This is a genomic window from Limosilactobacillus sp., assembly GCF_051873035.1.
Lineage (GTDB): Bacteria > Bacillota > Bacilli > Lactobacillales > Lactobacillaceae > Limosilactobacillus.
On sequence record NZ_JBJEEL010000009.1, the window covers coordinates 1 to 19271 of the forward strand.

The following is a 19271-nucleotide window of genomic DNA, read 5'->3' on the forward strand; positions in this document are numbered from 1 at the left end:
GTTTCGTGCACTCGCTCTGCTCGCGCACTCAACTAGGTCTAAAGACATTAATAATAAACGGGATAAGGACCATGCTGGCCTTTATCCCGCTTATTTATAACTAAAACTCTTCATATTCATCCAGTAGATCTTGCATCTCCGTGTCAGTCGGTTCCAACGCCAGATAGGAACGGAGTACTGGTAGTAGTTTTTCTCGTTGACCGGTTTCTTGGTAAAAGATTGCTAATTCCTTTAAAAAGGTAGGATTATCCTGATAGGTAGGGGTTGCTGCCTGGTAATACTTCCCAGCTAGTTCTAAGTTTTCCAACCGTTGGTAAGACCGCGCTAGATTCCAATAGATCTGGGGATCAACCTCGTCTTCCTTCACCAGCGGTAAGAGTAGGTCAACATTTTCCTGGTCGGCATGCTGGTGGAGTAAAAAGTTACTAAACTGCAGGGTGATCGTTAGGTTATCTGGAGCTAGCTCATGGGCCCTTGTTAAGTACTTACGCATTAACTTGGCATTTCCTAAGTGACTGACAATTTCAGCCGCCTGGGCGTAAAGGTGCTCGTTGTACTGGTCTACTCCTAACCCCTCTTGAACGGTCTGGAGAGCTTGTTGGTACTTATTCTGTTTAGACAGTGCCTGTGCTAGTGCCGGATAGGCCGAGGCATACTGCGGATCATCCTTAATCAAATTCTGGAGGTCCTTAATCGCAGCGGTTAGCTGTCCCAAATGCAGCTCCGTCAGGCCCGTTTGGAAGCGAATATCACTAGTCTGGTAGTCCGGCTTAACCTGCTGGAGGTAACCAAGGGCTTGTTTAAACTGCCCGCTCTGCGCATAGCACATCCCCAGGCGGCCCGCAATATCGACCTTAGCAAAGTCGGTATAACCATGTTTAATCAGGTCGAAGTAGTAATTGATGGCCTCATCAAAACGACCCACTAGGAAATAGAATTCACCGAGCGCAAACTCAACGGCCGGCTCATCCGGCGCCAGTTGGTAAGCTTCTTGGAGTTTCTGCTCCGTAATTTCAAAGTCCTCTTCGGTCTGATAAAGGTCCGCTGCTACTAGTAATGATTCGAGGTAGGCTGGTGAGTCAGGTTTTACCTGGGCCAAATATGATAAGGCCTCGTCATTATGGCCCTCATCGATTGCGATTGTCGCGAGGTTGGTTCGCAATTCGTCTTCGTCGGGATAACGTTGTAAAAGGGTAAGGTAAACCCGGCGAGCCTGTGTTAAAAAGCCCATCCCATACAGCTCTTCACCTAAACTAAAGAGCATGTCGTCATCATCATTAGCAAGGGCCTGGCGGAAACTTCCCCGGGCATCAGCTAACTGGCCAGCTTGCAGTTGGTCAATCATTTTTTCAGAATAGGTCACTTATAAATTCCTCCTCGTTACATTTTAACTAGGTTTACTATACCATAACCGCTCAGGGTTACAGTAAGGGAACGCTTCATTATACCAGTCCACTAAAAATAGGGCGAGAAGGAAAATCCTTCTCGCCCTATTTTATTTAGGACTGTTAATTACTTAACAGCATCCTTCAAAGCTTTACCAGGCTTAAATGCTGGTACCTTGCTTGCAGGAATTTGGATTTCTTGTCCAGTTTGTGGGTTACGGCCCTTACGTGCAGCACGTTGACGTACTTCGAAGTTACCGAAGCCGATCAATTGAACCTTTTCCCCCTTGGCCAATGATGCTTGAATTGAACTGAAGACAGCGTCAACAGCAGCAGTAGCATCCTTCTTGGTCAAGCCAGTTGCAGCAGCAACATTGCTTACTAATTCTGCCTTGTTTGCCATTTTATTTTCACCTCCAACAATTAGCGTCCGAGACGCTAACGCTCAATGTTAATTTTGAGTGGTCCAAAATTAACGAAATAATTACGAGGAGTTCGTATCATTTCATTCTTAAGGTTAGCATAGTGAAACCCTACTGGCAAGCGGTTCTAGCAAGATTTCTCCCCTTTTTTAAGCTTTTTTAGGGTTTTCCCTATTGACGTTGTCGTTTGATTAAATGAAGGGGGGTCCCACTAAAGTCAAAGGCCTGTCGGATCTGGTTTTCTAGGTAACGCTCATAAGAAAAGTGCATCAATTCTGGATCATTAACGAACACCACAAAGGTTGGTGGTGCCGTCGCCACCTGGGTCGCGTAAAAGATCCGCAACCGTTTCCCATTTTGGGTCGGAGTAGGGTTCGCCGCAATGGCGTCCATAATCACGTTATTCAGCACGGACGACTTAATCCGCCGTTCATGGTGGGCATTGACCTCTTCAATCATTTCCGGAAGCTTATTTAACCGTTGCTTGGTCTTGGCCGAGACAAAAATAATCGGTGCATAGCTGAGGTATTGGAACTCGTGCCGAATCAGGTTGGTAAAGTCCGTCATCGTACGGTGATCACGGTTTTCAATCGTATCCCACTTATTAACGACGATAATTACCCCACAGCCGGCTTCATGGGCATAACCAGCGATGTGTTTATCCAGTTCACGGATCCCCTCTTCGGCATTAAGGACAACCAAGACGACATTACTATCATCAATGGCCCGCATGGCCCGCATTAAAGCGTAGCGCTCCGTATTCTCATAGATCTTACCCTGTTTGCGGATCCCTGCTGTATCGATCATTGTAAATTCTTGACCATCAGCCGACCGGAAGCGGGTATTAATAGCGTCCCGAGTAGTACCGGCCTGATTGGAAACAATGACCCGGTTTTCTCCCAGGATGGCATTAACCATTGAAGACTTACCGACGTTGGGCCGGCCAATCAGACTAAAGCGAATACTATCATCGGTCTCATTAGCGGCATTATCAGGGAAGTTATGAATTACCGCATCTAACAGGTCCCCGAGGCCCACACCATGCACACTGGAAACCGGGTATGGTTCCCCGAGGCCGAGAGCATAGAAGTCATAGATATCACTACGTCGTTCCGGATTATCAACCTTATTAACCGCCAAAACTACTGGTTTATTGGAACGGTATAGTATCCGGGCAACCTGTTCATCGGCATCGGTAATCCCGCTCTCGATATCAACTACTAAGACAATCACATCCGCCTCATCAATCGCAATTTCAGCCTGTTGACGGATCTGGGTTAGTAGCGGTTGGTCCGACAGCTCAATTCCACCGGTATCAATTAAGTTAAAGTGCTTACCAAGCCATTCTCCATGTGCGTAAATCCGATCCCGCGTTACTCCGGGAGTATCTTCAACAATTGAAATTCGTTGGCCAGCGATACGGTTAAAGAGGGTTGACTTACCAACGTTGGGCCGGCCAACAATTGCTACAACCGGATTTGCCATTCTTTCACCTTCCTTCAAAGAATAAAAAGGAAGTAACCACGAACCGTGCCACTTCCTCTTTGCATTATTTTTAAGTTAAGTTATGAAGAAACTAGTTCTTCAGATTCTTCAGTTGGTCACCGATCAAGTCACCCATTGAGAAACCAGATTCTTCTTCCGGAGCGTTGTTCATTGCGTTCCGGTTGTTGTTCCGACGGGAACGACGACGACCACGGTAGTTTTCACCGTTATCATTGTCTTCACCCTTTGGACGTTCTTCAAGAGCCTTCATGGAAAGGCCAAGACGTTGACGTTCTGGGTCAACATTCAAAACCTTAACCTTAACTTCTTGACCTGGAGTCAAAACATCAGCAGGAGTTGCGATGTGCTTGTGAGAGATTTGGGAAATGTGAACCAAACCTTCAACACCAGGGAAGACTTCAACGAAGGCACCAAAGCTCGTCAAACGCTTAACAGTCCCCGTCAATACAGAACCAGCAGGAGCCTTTTCTTCGATGTCATCCCATGGTCCAGGAAGGGTTTGCTTGATTGAAAGTGAAATCCGTTCACGTTCTGGATCAACACTCAAAACCTTAACCTTAACTTCTTGACCAGCAGATAAAACATCTGAAGGCTTGTCAACGTGATCGTATGAAATTTCAGAAACGTGAACCAAACCATCAACACCACCGAGGTCGATAAAGGCACCGAAGTTAGTCATCCGGGCAACCTTACCTTCAACCACGTCACCGGCTGATAATTCAGCAAAGATCTTCTTAGCAGCTTCTTCGTGTTGTGCCTTAACAATTTCCTTGTGGGAAAGGATCAGACGGTTTTCGCTTGGCTCGATTTCGATAATCTTGAATTCAAGTTCTTGACCCTTGAATTGGTTCAAGTCTTCAACGTAATGGTCGGTGATCATTGAAGCAGGAACAAAGCCACGTACTCCAGCATCAACAACTAAACCACCCTTAACTGCTTGGGTTACCTTGGCAGTGATGGTTTCGCCATCGTCAAACTTCTTTTGGATGTCATCCCAGACCTTCCGGGCTTCAAGACGACGGTGAGAAAGTAAGTAACTACCATTTTCCTTATCGTTACCAATCTTGGAGATGACAACTAAGTCTAATTCGTCACCTACTTTAACTGCATCATTGATGTCTTCAACTGGCTTGGTTGATAATTCCTTAGCAGGGACGACACCTTCAACCCCTGCATCTTTAATACCAACGATAGCTTGGCGATCATCATCGATTGCCAATACTTCACCCTTAACAACATCGCCCACCTTTACAGTTTCGATGCTATCAAGTGCTTTTAACATATCGTTCTTGTTTTCGTTGTTTTCAGCCATTAAAAAAAATCCTCCTTGCAACAATCAACTCTGGCTATTATTCTACTAGAAAATTTACTGCTTTTCCAGTGTTTAACCCAATTCATTCAGAGTTTTTTTGATGATTGCTGAAATCCGGTCAACAACCTGGTCAATCGTCAAATCGGTTGTATCTAGCCGAATGGCGTCCGGTGCCTGGGTTAACGGTGATACCTTCCGTGACGAATCCTTTTGGTCCCGGAGTTCAATTTCCTTTTGTAATTCGCTTAACGAGGCCGTTTCAATCCCCTTCGCCTTATTTTCAACGTAGCGCCGCCGGGCTCGTTCATAGGCGGTCGCAACCATAAAAATCTTAACCGGTGCATCGGGAAGAACCGTCGTACCGATATCACGACCATCCATTACGATCCCACCATGACTAGCAATTTGGCGCTGCTGGTTGGTCATTTCCTGGCGGACTGCCGGAATAGCTGCCACCGCAGAAACGTTTTGGTCAATCTGGGCCTGCCGAATTGCGGTCGTTACTTCATGACCATCCAAGAAGACCTTTTGTTCCGGATCACCTGGCGCAAAACTAATCTTAATTTGACCAGCCAGGCGACTAATTTGATCGGTATCTTCCATGGCGATTCCCTTTTGCAGAGCTGCTAGGGTAACAACCCGGTACATTGCTCCCGTATCACAGTAAACATACTGGAACCGTTTGGCAACCAACTTGGCGACCGTACTCTTGCCGGCTGATGCTGGACCATCAATTGCGACTTGGATTCCGTTTTCCATATTCTAATTCCACTCCCTAATCTAACGTACCCGGATCTGTTGACCCGGGTGAATTGGTGAATTAACTGTCATGTTATTAAGCCGGGCTAGTTCCTGCACGGTCATCCCATTTCTGGCCGCAACCCGGGCGAGACTATCACCTCGCTGGACCGTTGCGTACTGATGGTTGACCCGACTGACCTGGCTACTACTAACCGTCATTTGATTTTGCTTGACGCTCGAACTGGTCGCCGTCGAATAGCTGTTACTAAGCGAACTACTGGTCCGCTTCTGACTACTGGTTGTTGAATGACGATGACTAGTACTGGTTACCCGATGGGCTGATCTTTTCTTACTACTCACTGACGCCGTTTGTTCTGTCCGTACCGGATGGTTAAACGACTGCTTGTTATTAATCCAGTAGACCAGCGGTGTTGCCGCTAGTACAATAATCAGCACAATTAAAACGGTGGTAATGGTTGAGCTATGCGTTTCTTGTTTCCGCCGTTCTGTCCTGGAAAGATGACCCGTACTATCGAAGTCTTCGGTATCAGTGAACTTCTTATCCCACAACTCATCATTTTGTTGGCGAGTTTCTTCACGCTTCTCACTCACGGCTTAACCTCCCCTCGTTTCTAAAGTTAACATTTTGATTGTAGCGCACAATTTTACTGCTTGTCTAGATGTGATTATTCTTAAGCAAGATTTAACAAATTGCGCAGTTGCTTGTCCCAATGGACAGGTCTAGGTGCCGCCTCAACTGCCTGCCGGAGCGGCAATAACGGTGCTGTTAACCAGGTTGGCTCATCAATATCACAGCAGTGAGTTTGCTCAATGGCTGATTCACCAAAATAGTCCAGAATAAACCGGCGCCGACAAGTGGTGAGTGTAAGATACGCCTGCACCTGCCGGAGCTGCCAATCAGCCTGCCGCCGCCGTTGTTTGAAAATATTCTTTAACTGCGCGTACTGGTAATGGTGCTGACGATAGAAGTCAAATAGTTCATAATTTTCTCCCAGTGCTTGAACCGGCAGTTTCCCCGCCTGAACCCGGTTAAACCGTTCGGCCGAGGGGAAGTCTACCTGGGTTAGCTGCCGGGCCAATTGTTCATCCCCAGGGCAATAGAGCATCACCGCCACACTTTGTTTACCATCACGGCCCGCCCGCCCGATTTCTTGAACATACCCCTCCAAGTTTGTCGGAAGGTGGTAGTGGACAACAAAACGGATGTTGGCCTTATCGATTCCCATCCCAAAGGCACTGGTCGCACAAACTAGCTGTAATTGCTCATCCATAAACTGCTGCTGGACGCGAAAACGGTCTGCCGGTGACATTCCAGCATGATATGCCGCCACTTTTAACGAGCTATTTTCCCGTAACCATTCTGCCATATCCGTCGCTAACCGCCGACTAGCAAAGTAAATAATCCCCGCTCCTGGCAAGCGGGTCACCAGTTTTAAAAGGGCCGCCCGCTTATCACCGTCATTGGCCAGTTCCTGGACTGCTAAAAAGAGGTTAGGCCGGTTTACCGACCGCCGGACAACCGTGACCTCATTTGCCGCTAGCCCTACCTTGGCCAAAATATCCTGTCGTACCCGCGGCGTTGCCGTGGCCGTTAATAAGAGGGTCAAGGGGGTATCTAGTTGCTGGCGGAGCTGCTTTAACAGGAGGTACTCCGGACGAAAATCGGGGCCCCACTGTGAGATACAGTGGGCCTCATCAATGGTTAACAAACTGAGCCGAATTGCCTGTAGGGCCCTAATTACCGCCGGATTAGCGAGCAGTTCCGGCGAGGCAAAAATAAATTTAGCGCCCGCTAGCCGGCGGAGCTGAAGTTGCCAGGCAGGGCCCTGCCCCCGGCCGCTTAACATCAGAACCCGCTTTTCACCATTACGATGGAGCCGGTCAACCTGGTCTTGCATCAGTGAAATTAAGGGTGAAACCACCAGTACCGCTCCGGGAAGTAAGTAGGCCGGTAACTGGTAGAGCAATGATTTACCACCCCCGGTAGGTAAAACTGCTAGGGTATTGTGCCCCGTTAAAAGAGCCTTAACCGTCGCCAGCTGACCATCCCGAAATTTGGTAAAGCCAAAGTACTTGTTTAACGCATTATAGAGTTGTGTTTCATCCATCATGGCGCCTTCCTTGAATGATTTGGTAAAGCCGAAAGTAAAAGAAGTCCTGGTTGCTATCAGTGGCCCAAGGATGGAACCGCCAGGCAGTTACCTCACCAGTATAGTGCTGTTCTAGAAATTGACGCGACGCTTTAGGTAATAGCCGCGACCAATCTAGCCCCTGGGGAAGCAAGATTGCGGCCGTTAAAAGGTGTTCCCGAACGGTACTCAACCTTAACCGGCGACGGTCAGCAATTGTTACCAAGTCAACACCATGATTGAACATTTGGAGGGTTTCCTGGCTGCTTGACGATAGCGGTGACGTAGCAAGGAGCGGCTTAATCAGGTGGGCTATTGGTCCCGTCGTCTGCTTACTAAAAGCACTTACCGCTAAAAATAAATCATGCTCCAAGACGAGCGTGTCACTAATCGCTAGTTTAAGGTGCTGGCTGAGTTGATCCAGTGTCCATCCCGACTGCCCGTGTCCAATTAGCAGGTTTACCAGTGCCGGTGCTAAAATACCCTCCTCGCTTTCCAGGCTACCTATCAGCAGGTGGAGTTCGGCATAAATCTGCTGAACGAAGGCGGGAGAATAGTAATGGTGAAACCATCCCCGGACCGCCTCCTGGTCAATCAGCGGGATGGTCAACGGTACATACCGGTGATTATGGTAGGCCAATTCCGATACTACCTGACAGGCTAACAAAAAGCGGTACTGCACCCGGCGGGTATTGGCCAACCAGTACCAGTCGTAAAAGTGGGGTTGGTACTGGTCGGGGTGTTGTTCTTGATAGCTCACTCCGGTCGCGGTCAGTTTAACCTGTCCCTGGTCATCAACCAGTAATAACCCTGCCCGCTGGAGTGTTTGTAATTCGGCATCTAGTTGATCCTGCTGGGCCGTGCGACGGGCGCCGAGCCATTGCAACAAGCCGTATTGCTGGGCCCAAAACAGGTTGGCCACCGTACGACGGTTGGTAAGGAGGTTTTCAATCACCCGTACCCGGCGGGGCTGCTGGTAACTGCACAGTCGCAACCAATAAGTATTCACGATTAACCCCCTCCTTCACTTTCCACTACTTTATAGTACGCTAAAGGCCGCCCTTAGGCACGAAAAAATTCATTAAACACAATAAGGGTCCAGCCACGGTTGCCTGGACCCTTAAATATAACGTTAGTATCAGAGACGATGACGTGCTAACCACTGTTGCAAACGACTAGCGATTAGTACAAAAACACTGGTTACTATAATTCCCTTGATCAGGTTAAACGGTAAGACCCCCAACGCAACTAGTTGCGCCACCGGCATTGATGATTGCCAATGCCAAACGGACATATACAGTGGCGTCAGTACCCAGAGGTTAAGCAGGGACATTACAACCGTTAACGTTACCGTTGCTAATGGAATTGCCAGGAGGTTTTGCTTTTTAAATGACCAGTCCCGGTGACGCCATACATAACAAAACGGCAACAACAACGCCAGCGATGAAATGAAATCACTCATGACCCCGATTAAATCACCAATCGAAAAGCCGTTCACCATCGCGTGCAGCAAACACTTAATTACTGCCACGACAATCCCCGACCAGGGGCCATAAATGTACCCCCCGAGGAGGACTGGGATATCGGAAAAGTCGATCTTTAAATACGTCGCAACCGGGATAATGGGGAATTCAAACAGCATTAAAATAAAAGCCAGGGCCCCTAAACATGCTACCCCCACCAGGCGTTGAATTCGTTGATGTGACATCGTCATTTTAAACAACCTCCAGTTTGAGATTGTCTTCATTTGGGCCTCCCCGTACTAAAAAAGGCGTTGCCGACTAAGCAGATGTTTGTCAGCAACGCCACTTATTTTAGAAGTGTATTTAATACAGGAATCTTCTTTATACCAGACTATACTGTCGGCCCTGGGATTTCACCAGGTCGGCTGCTAACTTAATAGCAGGTTGCGGACTGTCACCGCCGGTCGGGAATTACACCACGCCTTGAAGACAAACGATTAATATTGTGTAAACTTTTACAAGTTCTATTTTAACATCGTTTATGTCCGGTCACAACTATTAATCATCAGCAGTTAGTGCTGCTTCAACTGCCGAACTTCCTCCGGCTTTAATTCGCGAAATTCACCGGGTTGAAGTCCTTGCAGATTAAGGGGACCGTACGTCTCTCGGTGGAGCTTAATTACCGGGTGGCCCACCGCCTCAAACATCCGTTTAACCTGGTGGTAGTGTCCCTCATGGATCGTCAATTGGACAATACTAGTCTTTTTAACCCGGTCAGTTTCCTTCAATCGACTTTTGGCTGGTTTGGTCCGCCGACCATCAATTTTTACTCCTAACCGGAGCTGTTTGAGGTCATCATTGCTGACTAGCCCTTTCACCTTGGCGATATAGGTCTTAGCAACCTCATACTTAGGATGCATTAACTTATTAGCAAGGTCCCCATCATTCGTTAACAACAAGATTCCCGTTGTATCATAGTCTAGCCGGCCCACCGGGTAAACCCGCTCCTGGATTTCATCATCCCTTAGGATATCCACCACCGTGCGGCGCCCCTTTTCATCATGGGCACTGGAGATTACTCCCCGGGGCTTGTTTAGCAAATAGTAAACCGCCTTCTCGCGGTGAAGTGGGACACCGTCGACTTCTACCTTGTCTTGAGCACTAACCTTAGTTCCCAAAGTGGTGACCGTTTGCCCGTTAACCGTGACGTAACCAGCCGCAATTAACTTTTCCGAAGCCCGGCGTGAGGCCACGCCGGCTTCAGCCATTACTTTTTGTAATCGTTCCATTTATTTTTCATCCCCCTGCTGTTGATTTCGTGATTGCAGAGCCGCTAAGAAAAGGTCTCCGCTAAGGTTATCTTCATCTAAGTCTTTTTCTTCCGGAAGCGGCGGCAGCGCTGCTAATGACGTTAAGCCAAAGTAATCCAGGAAGTTGGTCGTCGTTACATACAAAAATGGCCGACCGGGGGCATCCAACCGCCCCTTTGTATCGACTAGCCCCCGTACCATTAGTTTTTGAATTGCTCCGGAACTTTGCACGCCCCGAATATTATCAATCTCCAAACGCGTAATCGGCTGGCGATAAGCGATGATGGCCAGTGTTTCTAATAGTGCCGTGGTCAAGGGAACGGTCAACGGCACCTCAAAATAGCGCTTAATTATGGGGGCCAGGCTCGCCTTCGTGGCCAGTCGATAAGTCTCGTCACTTTGTAGCAAGACTAATGCCGAGTCGGCATCCGCCTGATACTTTTGGGCTAGGTCATCAAGAATTTTTCGCAATGCCGGTTTCATAAAGCCGGTGATTTTAGCCAAAGCACCGAGGCTGATCCCCTCATCCCCACTAATAAATAACAGGGCTTCAATCCGTGCTTGATTGGTCGTCTTCGTCAATCTGTGGTCCCTCCACTAAAATAATTGGTCCAAACAATGCTGCCTGGTTAAGAATAATTCGCCGGTGTTTACTTAATTCAAGAATTGCTAAAAAGGTCGTTACCAATTGTTCCCGGCTACTATCATCCGCAAAAAGGCTGGTAAACGCGGTGGGGCGTTGTTTAACCCGCTTAACAATTGTCGCCATCCGTTCCACTACGCTAATTCGTTCGGCCGCCACCGTTTCAACCACCGGTTGGGTTAAGCGGTGGTTGATCAGGACCCGTTTAAAGGCCGCCTGGAGCTGGTCAATCGTTACCCCGGGGGCGACCTGCGTACTAACTAATTCCCGCGGAACATGCATTGCTGGCCGGGTATATTCCTGGCGACGGTACTCTTCCTTATCCTTTAACTGGTCAGCCGCTCGCTTATAGCGCTGGTACTCTAGGAGTTGCTCTACCAACTCGGCACGGGGATCATCTTCCGCCACCGGCTCCTCATCCGCCGGTTCGGTCTGGGGAAGCAGCATCTGACTTTTAATGTTCATCAGCGTTGCCGCCATTACAAAGTAATCACCGGCCACCTCTAACTGGTGGGCCTGCTGCTGACGTAAGAAGTCGAGGTACTGACTGGTAATCGGCACCATTTTAATGTCATAAATGTTCATCTTATTTTCCCGAATAAGGTGTAGTAGCAGGTCCAGGGGGCCTTCAAAGTCTTCGATTTTAATAGTTGGTTGATAAGGGTAGTTGGTCAGTGGTTTATCGCTCATGGTACCGCTCCCAAGTAGTAATTAGTGGCTGGTTGCGCAGGGTCCCCATCAGGCGCTTTCCCGGATAACGTTCCTGAAGAGCGGTCAACAGGTCAAATACATTGCGCCCCGAACGTTCACTGGGCGTAAACGAAATCCGGCGTAAGAGTAAAGAGTACTCCCCTTCTTCGACAATTGCGACGGCAATGAAGTGGTTATCCTCCTGGTCTTTCCAAAGGTAAATGGGATAATCATTTGCCAACGCCGCCGTTAGTTCCTCATTAAAGCGGTTATAATTGCGTAATTCTGGTACTAGTGATAGCAGGCCCATCGCAATTTTTTGATAGTCTTTTCGATACCGAACTAACACGCACTTCACTCCTTACTTCCATGGTTGATGTTGTTGGTAATTCAAGCTTAGCTCTTTAACCGACATCTTTAAGTATGGCTGCAACATCCGCATTTCACTGTAGCCAAGCATTTCCTGTAGCAGTCGGCTATCGGCACCATTTCGTAACAGGTGAACCGCAAAGGAATAGCGAAGGGTTTGGGGAGTGACCGCCTTAGTAATCCCCGCCGCCGTCACCCGGCCCTTAAGGTTTTTCCAAATTCCCTGCCGGCTTAGGCTATGTCCATGGGCATTCACAAAGACGGCCTGTTCCCCGTTCGCTGCTAACTGGGGACGAACAGCAGTTAAATAGTGGTTTAAGGCCGCCACCGCTGCTGTACTGACTGGTACTAAGCGTTCCCGCTTACTGCCATTGCCTAACCGTACCATTTTGATATCCAGGTGGAGGTCTGCTAGCTGCAGGTTTACGACCTCACTTACCCGCATTCCAGTAGCGGCCATTAACGACATCAGTGCGTAATCACGATTGGCCAACCGGTCACCTGCCGCTGGAGTCGTTAATAAACGGTGAACCTCTTCTTCCGTTAAAATAACCGGCTGCTTCCGGGCTGACGGCTGTTCATTATCCACTAGTTCCATGGGATTAACTTGAACCTGGTGGTGGCGGATCAGGTAGTGGTAGAACTGGCGCAAGACTGACAATAGACGGTTGATGGTTGCCGTTGACCGGCCGGCCTGGCGCTGACTAGCCACTAGGTTCAAAACCATATACTGGTCAACTGCTTCCCAGTCATCAACCCCCTGCTGCTTAAAAAAAGCTCGTGCCCGCTTGAGGTCGCGGCGGTAACTAGCCACCGTATTCGCCGAACGACCCTGGTCACGTGCCAGGTATGCTAAATAGTCAGTAACGGCCGTCTCCATATTACCCTTCCTCACCGATTAAGATTAGCTGGCCGCCTTCTTCTTTAACTAACCGTTCTTTTAGCAGGTGACCAACCGCCCGTTTAAACTGTCCCTTACTAATACCAAAGACCTCCCGAATAACCTGGGGGTCAGACTTATCAGTGTAAGGAAGGCGGTGGTTTAGGTCATGTTTAAGCATCGTTAGGATCATTGCGGCGTCATCGCCAATTGCCTGGTAGGCCCGGGGCTTAAGGGAGAGGTTCAAGCTACCGTGTGAGGACAGGCCGATTACCCGCGCCCGAACTCGTTGTCCCAAACGTGGCTCCTGGTCACGTTCACTAGGGTGGATAAACCCGAGTTCGTAGTTATCCGTGATCACATGCGTCCCGTTCAATTTTAAACGGTAAACCGTCGCCATGAGGTTCTTGTTCAATTCGCGCTTCGACGGGGCGGAAGTGATGGTTTGATAAATTGCATCATCAGCGAGCTTACCCCAAATCCGGTCCTTATCATCAACCGTTAGGGATAGTAATAGCCGGTCCCCTGGTTGTGGCCACAAGTGCTTAAGCTCCGGTAAATCATCTAAGGACACCACAATATCCTTATTCGGTAAGCCAATGTCAACAAATACTCCGAGGTCCCGGCGGACGCTGACCACGGTACCATAATCGTAATGGTCAACTTGAACCGTTGGAATGTGGGCACAGGTCATCTGCAGCTGGTGGTTTTCATTTTCGTATACAAATCCCCGTACCTGCCCACCGATATGTAGTACTTGTGGGCTTTCCACTTTTGGTAAGCGATAGGTTTGACCATTGCGGTCTGGCTGGACAAAATAATCCTGTTCATTTTCATCAATCATTACTGCCGTAACGACTTTACCTAATGCTGAATTCATATTGTACCCCATTTTCTTAAAAATAATACTGCCTATTATTCTACACGGCATCAAAAGGTTTGACCAGCATCGTCATTAAGCGATAAGAAAAAAGAGCCAGAATAAATCTAGCTCTTTTTTGAACTTAATCAAGAACGATTAAATTAGTCAATCGTCTTAACACGCATCATGTTAGTTGCACCTGGTACACCCAAAGGAACACCAGCAACGATGATGATCTTGTCACCCTTCTTAGCAAAGCCAAGGTCAACGGCCTTCTTGGCAGCTAAGTCGAACATCTTATCAGTGTCCTTCATTTCGTCAACGACGTATGGTTGAACACCCCAGTTGATCATCAGGCCGCGTTCTACCCGTTCGTTTGGCGTAAGGGCAACGATGTCAGCGTTTGGACGGTACTTGGAAATCATCTTAGCAGTGTAGCCAGAAGCGGTGTAAGCAACGATGGTGTGGATATCCATGTCCTTAGCAGCGTTGGCAACAGCAGAACCGATGGTTTCAGTTACGTCGGACTTGTCCCAATCAAAGGTTTCAGTACCGAATTCCCAAAGGTGGTTTTCAGCCTTGATGTCAATTGCGTTCATCATAGCAACTGATTCTACAGGGTAGTCACCGTTGGCACTTTCACCAGAAAGCATCGTTGCGTCAGTACCGTCAAAGACAGCGTTAGCAACGTCAGATACTTCGGCACGGGTTGGACGTGGGTTTTCTTGCATGGAGTCCAGCATTTGGGTAGCAGTGATCACTGGCTTGCCCAATTCGTTACAACGCTTGATCATGTGCTTTTGAACGATTGGCACATTTTCAGCAGGGATTTCAACACCCATGTCACCACGAGGAACCATCAAACCATCAGAAACTTCGATGATGGCTTCAAAGTTGTCGATACCTTCTTGAGATTCAATCTTTGGGAAGATTTGAACGTCTTCCATGTTCTTTTCCTTAAGAAGGGCCCGAATATCTTCAACGTCTTCTGGCTTCCGAACGAAGGATGCAGAGATGAAGTTGATCTTGTTGTCCAGACCAAAGCGAATGTCGCTGGAGTCCTTTTCAGTGATCCCTGGCAGGTTGATTGAAACACCAGGAGCGTTAACACCCTTCCGGGAGCCCAGCACACCGTGGTTCAAAACCTTGCAGACCAGTTCCTTGTTAGCGTCATCCTTTTCTTCGATTTGCATGTCAATCAGACCATCATCGAAGAGGACATGACCACCAACATGGGTGTCATCGTACAGACCTGGGTAGGTAACAGCAATCTTGTCATGAGTACCTTCGATGGAAGCATCCATTGAAATACGTACTTCATCACCGATGTTGTATTCGATCTTACCTTCCTTTTGAACAGTCGTCCGAATTTCAGCACCCTTAGTATCAAGCATGATACCAACGTGCTTACCAGTGATTTCTTCGGCCTTCTTAACGTTTTGCATCCGACCCAAGTGTTCTGGGTGGTCACCGTGTGAGAAGTTGAAGCGGAAAACATTTGCGCCCGCTTGAATCAACTTAACGATCGTGTCGACATCAGTACTTGCAGGACCAAGCGTACTTACAATCTTGGTTTTCTTCATAAATGAATCTCTCCTTTGCATTTATGCATCAACTGCGGTCTGCCTTTTTGCATCCCTCATTTGCACACTTGTATAATAGCACTTTTCAAAATTGGTGTCTGTATTTTTAATAATAAAGTTCACAAGAAAACGCTATCATCGTTAAATTATTTTTGATTCTAATAGAGCTTTAATTTTTCAGTCGTTGTAAAACAACATTCTCTGCCCCTAAAATTTCCGTAAGTTCCGCCTGAGCAGCTGGCTGACTATTCATCCACCGCCGCCGGGGTTCCAATAGCTTGGTATCCGTTTGGGGATAATAAAGTAGGACCGGGATCGCCCCACGGTGGTTTTGCATTACCTGGTGCAGGCGACCAGTCGTCGCTGGTTGATCAAGCTGTGGTGGGATTCGTAATACCCACCGTTCCGCCGGGATAAGCTGTTTTTGCAACTGCTGGGCCGCACGAATTGACCGGGCAATTACCTGCTGCCCATGGCCGGACCGCTGCTCCACTTTTCCCGTCACGACGACAATTGTACTACGGGTTAATAAGTTTTGGTATTGCTGGTATTGTTTTGGAAAGACGGTTACATCAACCAGCCCGCTTTCATCTGATCCGGTCACGAAGGCCATTGGTCGGTGATCCTTTTTCGTGTGGATTGTCTTAACCCGGTTGATAAGCAGGATCAAGGTAACCGTCTGTCCTGGAGTAAGGTTAGCCACTGACGTCGCGGCTAACCGGGTAGCTAAGCGCTGATACTGGCTAACCGGGTGGCCGGAAAGGTAGACCCCCAGATACTCATTTTCCTTCGCCAGTCGCGTTGTTAACGGAAACTCCGCCTGGCGACTAATCGCTGATTGGAGACTGGGATCATCCTCAAAGCCGGCCAGCATTCCGATTAGCTCCACGCCGGCCAATAGCTTCGGCAGACTATTCACCATCTCGGCACGGTTATAGCCGAGGCCGTCAAAGGCCCCCGCGTAAATTAAGGGGGTAATTACCACTTCCTTTTGCCAGCGGCTAGGGAGGCGATTGATAAAGTCACGTAGGTCAGTAAAGGGGCCATTGGCGGTACGTTCTTTAATCAGGTCCGCTACAAAGTCCTGACGCACTCCTTTAATGGCCGCAAAGCCAAAGTAGATTTGTTGATCACGAGCAATAAAGTCCGCCTGACTGATATTAATCCGGGGACCGTTAACCTTAACCCCCATCTTCTGGGCAGTGGTAATGTGCTGCCGAAACTTACTCAGGTTAGTTTCGGCGTTTAATAGCGCCGTATAGAATTCTGTGGGGTAGTGGCATTTTAAATAGGCCATCTCAAAGGCCATTTTTGAATAGGCCACCGCGTGCGAACGGTTAAACCCGTAGTTAGCAAACTGGTCAATGTAATCGAACACCTGAGCCGCTAACTGGGGCCGGTACCCTTGCTTGGTCGCCCCGGCCATAAACTGGGCCCGCATGCTCTCCATTGTCTGTTTCTTTTTCTTACTCATTGCCCGGCGTAACAGGTCGGCCTCACCCAGTGTAAAGCCAGCCATTGCGGAAGCCAGTTGCATAACCTGCTCTTGGTAAACAAGAATCCCATAAGTTGGGCCTAAGATGGGGGCCAGTGACTGATCCGGCAACCGAACCGGTTCACGCCCCTGCTTACGGGCGATAAAATGACTGATATTTTCCAGTGGGCCCGGTCGGTATAAGGCGTTGACCGCTACAATATCTTCAAAGCTATCCGGATGTAGGCTTACCAAGACGTTCCGGATACCGGTCGATTCAAACTGGAAGACCCCGTCCGTTTGCCCACGTTGGAAAAGCCGAATCGTTGCCGGGTCATCTAATTTGACCTGGTCCAGACTAAATTGGGGCTGACGTCGGCGAACCAGCTGGATAATATTATCCATGATCGATAAATTACGCAGGCCTAAGAAATCCATCTTAAGCAGTCCCAGGGCCTCCACAATCTCTTTGGGAAACTGGGTCATCAACAGGCCCTCACTCCCCGCTTGAAGTGGAACGATTTCATGAAGGGGCTGGGCAGATAAAACCACCCCGGCCGCGTGGGTCGAATAGTGCCGCGGTAGTCCTTCTAACCGTTGGGCCACGTTAAATAACAGTCTTATTTTGGGCTGATCATTTAACAGGTTACGCAACCGCTGCGACTCCGCCTCGGCTTGGGCCAGCGTAAACTGACTTCCTTTGGGGAGGGCGTCCAAAAGCGTTGACGTTTCAAATTTGGTAAGGTTAAATACCCGGCTGGTATCTCGTAGGACCTGTTTAGCGGCCAACGTACCAAAGGTAATTATCTGGGCTACCCGCTGGTGTCCGTATTTTTGGTGGACATACTGGAGGACCTCTTCCCGGCGATTATCAGGGATATCCAGGTCAATATCAGGCATCTGTGCCCGTTCTGGGTTTAAGAACCTTTCAAATAGTAGGTGGTACTGGAGAGGGTCAACCTCCGTAATCGCCAACGCGTACGCCACGAGTGAGCCGGCCGCCGACCCCCGTCCCGGGTCAGTTGTTATCTGCTGGCGGTGGGCAAAATTCATTACGTCCCAAACAATTAGGAAGTAATCATCAAAGCCCATCTCGTGAATGACGTTTAGTTCGTGGTCTAATCGGTGCTGGTAGTCAGCGGCGGTAAAGCCAGCCGCTCGGGGCCGCCGTTTCAAGCCGGCATAGCAAAGCTGGCGCAGGTAGGCCGCCGCACTGACCCCCTCAGGAGTTGGAAAAGGTGGCAAGACCGGGTCCTTAAATTCAAGTTCAACGTTACACCGCTGGGCAATCGTCGCCGTCGCCGTGACCGCATCCGCAAGACCCGTTGCCTGGTAATCCGCGATCACCTGCTGGGGAGCGGGTAAATAGTTTGCGCCCCGGGCCTGAGACTGGGTCGTAAGGTCCGTCAACTGCGCACCCTGACCAATCGCCTGGAGGACCTTAGTAGCAAATAGGTCCGTCGGGTTTAAATAATCAACCGGACTGCTGGCGACAAGCGGTACTCGTTTTTCCTGGGAAAACTGCTGTAACGATGCCCGTTCAACATCATCCAGTCGGTGGTTAATCCCCAGGTAAAGACTATTGGCATCAACTGCTGATCGCAATGGTCCTAGCCACTCATCCTGGCCGAGTAACTTCAAGAGGTTAACCTGTACCGGTACCAGTACAAAGAGTCCCCCTAGTTGGTCACTGATTGCCGACCACTTTAACGGTAGTTGGGTTCGCTCACTAGTCTGGTGGAGTGTCGATAGGTCCATGAGGTGCTGGTAACCTTGCTGGTTTTTAGCCAGCAGGGTTACCTTTAGCCGGGTACCGTCAGGATCTGCCAGCTGAACCGTTAACTGGAGACCTAGCAATGGCTTAATTCCCGCCTGACGAGCTGCATTATAGAAATCCACCGCCCCGTATAGCACATTCTCATCAGTTAGGGCCAATGCAGAATAGCCCCGCTGACGAGCAGTTGTTACCAGTTCATCGATCCGGTTGGGACTTTTAAGTAGGCTGTAGCTACTGTGCACCTCCAGTGGTACATAATTCACTTGCCGTCACTCCTTTCATCAAAATTATAACAAATGTCTTCTTGAATTGATTATCTTTTACCCCTTTGCTTCTTTTTCAGTTGTGATAAAATAGTATTTATACAGAGGGGATGAAACTAATGAGAACGCTATCCAAAAACATTGTTGCCGCACTATGGGGAATTATTCTCGCCGAAGTGCTGACTTACATTACTTCGCAACTTGAAGGGATGACGCCCGATTACAAGTTAATGGCAATCATTGGTGCCGTCATGGCCATCATCGCGGTTAACTGTGTTAATGCTATTACTGGCAAGGCTGACCCCGCAAAGCAAAAGTAACTTTTATTAAAAGTACTACTAACTAAAAAAGTGACCCGGGAATTACTTCCCGGGTCGCTTTTTTTAGGGCTCTTTGTCAAGAAGTACTGATAAGAAAATTGAATAGCTTTTTAAGCAGCTC

At 48.6% G+C, this 19271-nt stretch carries 18 protein-coding genes and 1 riboswitch; of the genes, 1 reads left to right on the top strand and 17 read right to left on the bottom strand.

Annotation, left to right across the window (positions count from 1 at the left end):
• Positions 1 to 100: 100 nt before the first annotated feature.
• The 17 genes from ACI31H_RS00740 to dnaE all read right to left on the bottom strand — a co-directional run bounded on the left by ACI31H_RS00740 (position 101) and on the right by dnaE (position 18830).
• On the bottom strand, positions 101 to 1363 hold the full coding sequence (locus ACI31H_RS00740) for a tetratricopeptide repeat protein (RefSeq protein WP_439770087.1): 1263 nt from the start codon (positions 1361 to 1363) through the stop codon (positions 101 to 103).
• A 149-nt stretch (positions 1364 to 1512) separates the two neighbouring features.
• The gene (locus ACI31H_RS00745; protein ID WP_047770053.1) at positions 1513 to 1788 is read right to left on the bottom strand and encodes an HU family DNA-binding protein; all 276 of its coding nucleotides are present in this window, start codon (positions 1786 to 1788) and stop codon (positions 1513 to 1515) included.
• 190 nt (positions 1789 to 1978) lie between these two features.
• Positions 1979 to 3292, bottom strand: coding sequence for a ribosome biogenesis GTPase Der (gene der / locus ACI31H_RS00750; RefSeq protein WP_439770088.1), 1314 nt, complete (start codon positions 3290 to 3292; stop codon positions 1979 to 1981).
• A gap of 91 nt (positions 3293 to 3383) precedes the next feature.
• Positions 3384 to 4625, bottom strand: coding sequence for a 30S ribosomal protein S1 (rpsA, locus tag ACI31H_RS00755; protein ID WP_439770089.1), 1242 nt, complete (start codon positions 4623 to 4625; stop codon positions 3384 to 3386).
• A gap of 72 nt (positions 4626 to 4697) precedes the next feature.
• Positions 4698 to 5384, bottom strand: coding sequence for a (d)CMP kinase (gene cmk, locus ACI31H_RS00760; protein ID WP_439770090.1), 687 nt, complete (start codon positions 5382 to 5384; stop codon positions 4698 to 4700).
• Between the two features lie 21 nt (positions 5385 to 5405).
• Positions 5406 to 5978 carry an SAG1386/EF1546 family surface-associated protein gene (locus ACI31H_RS00765; protein WP_439770091.1) on the bottom strand — a complete coding sequence of 191 codons (573 nt, stop codon included), beginning with the start codon at positions 5976 to 5978 and terminating at the stop codon, positions 5406 to 5408.
• An 80-nt stretch (positions 5979 to 6058) separates the two neighbouring features.
• Positions 6059 to 7498: a RecQ family ATP-dependent DNA helicase gene (locus tag ACI31H_RS00770; RefSeq protein ID WP_439770092.1), complete on the bottom strand. Its 1440-nt coding sequence runs from the start codon at positions 7496 to 7498 to the stop codon at positions 6059 to 6061.
• Complete coding sequence (locus ACI31H_RS00775) at positions 7488 to 8525, bottom strand: helix-turn-helix domain-containing protein (RefSeq protein ID WP_439770093.1); 1038 nt, start codon at positions 8523 to 8525, stop codon at positions 7488 to 7490. Before ACI31H_RS00775 ends, ACI31H_RS00770 begins: the two co-directional genes overlap by 11 nt.
• A 129-nt stretch (positions 8526 to 8654) precedes the next feature.
• Positions 8655 to 9230, bottom strand: a complete 576-nt coding sequence (locus tag ACI31H_RS00780; RefSeq protein ID WP_439770094.1) for an ECF transporter S component — start codon at positions 9228 to 9230, stop codon at positions 8655 to 8657.
• Positions 9231 to 9349: 119 nt separating this feature from the next.
• Positions 9350 to 9474, bottom strand: a riboswitch (FMN riboswitch).
• A gap of 77 nt (positions 9475 to 9551) precedes the next feature.
• A complete protein-coding gene (locus ACI31H_RS00785; RefSeq protein ID WP_439770095.1) occupies positions 9552 to 10268 on the bottom strand; it encodes a pseudouridine synthase in 717 nt (238 codons plus the stop codon).
• On the bottom strand, positions 10269 to 10871 hold the full coding sequence (gene scpB, locus ACI31H_RS00790; RefSeq protein ID WP_439770096.1) for an SMC-Scp complex subunit ScpB: 603 nt from the start codon (positions 10869 to 10871) through the stop codon (positions 10269 to 10271).
• Positions 10840 to 11622: a segregation and condensation protein A gene (locus tag ACI31H_RS00795; protein WP_439770097.1), complete on the bottom strand. Its 783-nt coding sequence runs from the start codon at positions 11620 to 11622 to the stop codon at positions 10840 to 10842. The genes scpB and ACI31H_RS00795 overlap by 32 nt, the downstream gene beginning before the upstream one ends.
• Entirely contained in the window at positions 11612 to 11971 is a 360-nt protein-coding gene (locus ACI31H_RS00800; RefSeq protein ID WP_439770098.1) for a reductase, read from the bottom strand. The genes ACI31H_RS00795 and ACI31H_RS00800 overlap by 11 nt, the downstream gene beginning before the upstream one ends.
• Before the next feature lie 12 nt (positions 11972 to 11983).
• The gene (locus ACI31H_RS00805; protein WP_439770099.1) at positions 11984 to 12871 is read right to left on the bottom strand and encodes a tyrosine-type recombinase/integrase; all 888 of its coding nucleotides are present in this window, start codon (positions 12869 to 12871) and stop codon (positions 11984 to 11986) included.
• A gap of 1 nt (position 12872) precedes the next feature.
• Positions 12873 to 13751 carry a CvfB family protein gene (locus ACI31H_RS00810; RefSeq protein WP_439770100.1) on the bottom strand — a complete coding sequence of 293 codons (879 nt, stop codon included), beginning with the start codon at positions 13749 to 13751 and terminating at the stop codon, positions 12873 to 12875.
• A 143-nt stretch (positions 13752 to 13894) separates the two neighbouring features.
• Complete coding sequence (gene pyk / locus ACI31H_RS00815) at positions 13895 to 15316, bottom strand: pyruvate kinase (RefSeq protein ID WP_439770101.1); 1422 nt, start codon at positions 15314 to 15316, stop codon at positions 13895 to 13897.
• A gap of 169 nt (positions 15317 to 15485) precedes the next feature.
• Positions 15486 to 18830, bottom strand: a complete 3345-nt coding sequence (gene dnaE, locus ACI31H_RS00820; protein WP_439770102.1) for a DNA polymerase III subunit alpha — start codon at positions 18828 to 18830, stop codon at positions 15486 to 15488.
• Between the two features lie 119 nt (positions 18831 to 18949).
• On the opposite strand from dnaE, the gene ACI31H_RS00825 reads away from it, so the two are divergent.
• On the top strand, positions 18950 to 19150 hold the full coding sequence (locus ACI31H_RS00825; RefSeq protein WP_439770103.1) for a YjzD family protein: 201 nt from the start codon (positions 18950 to 18952) through the stop codon (positions 19148 to 19150).
• The last annotated feature ends 121 nt before the right edge of the window (positions 19151 to 19271 follow it).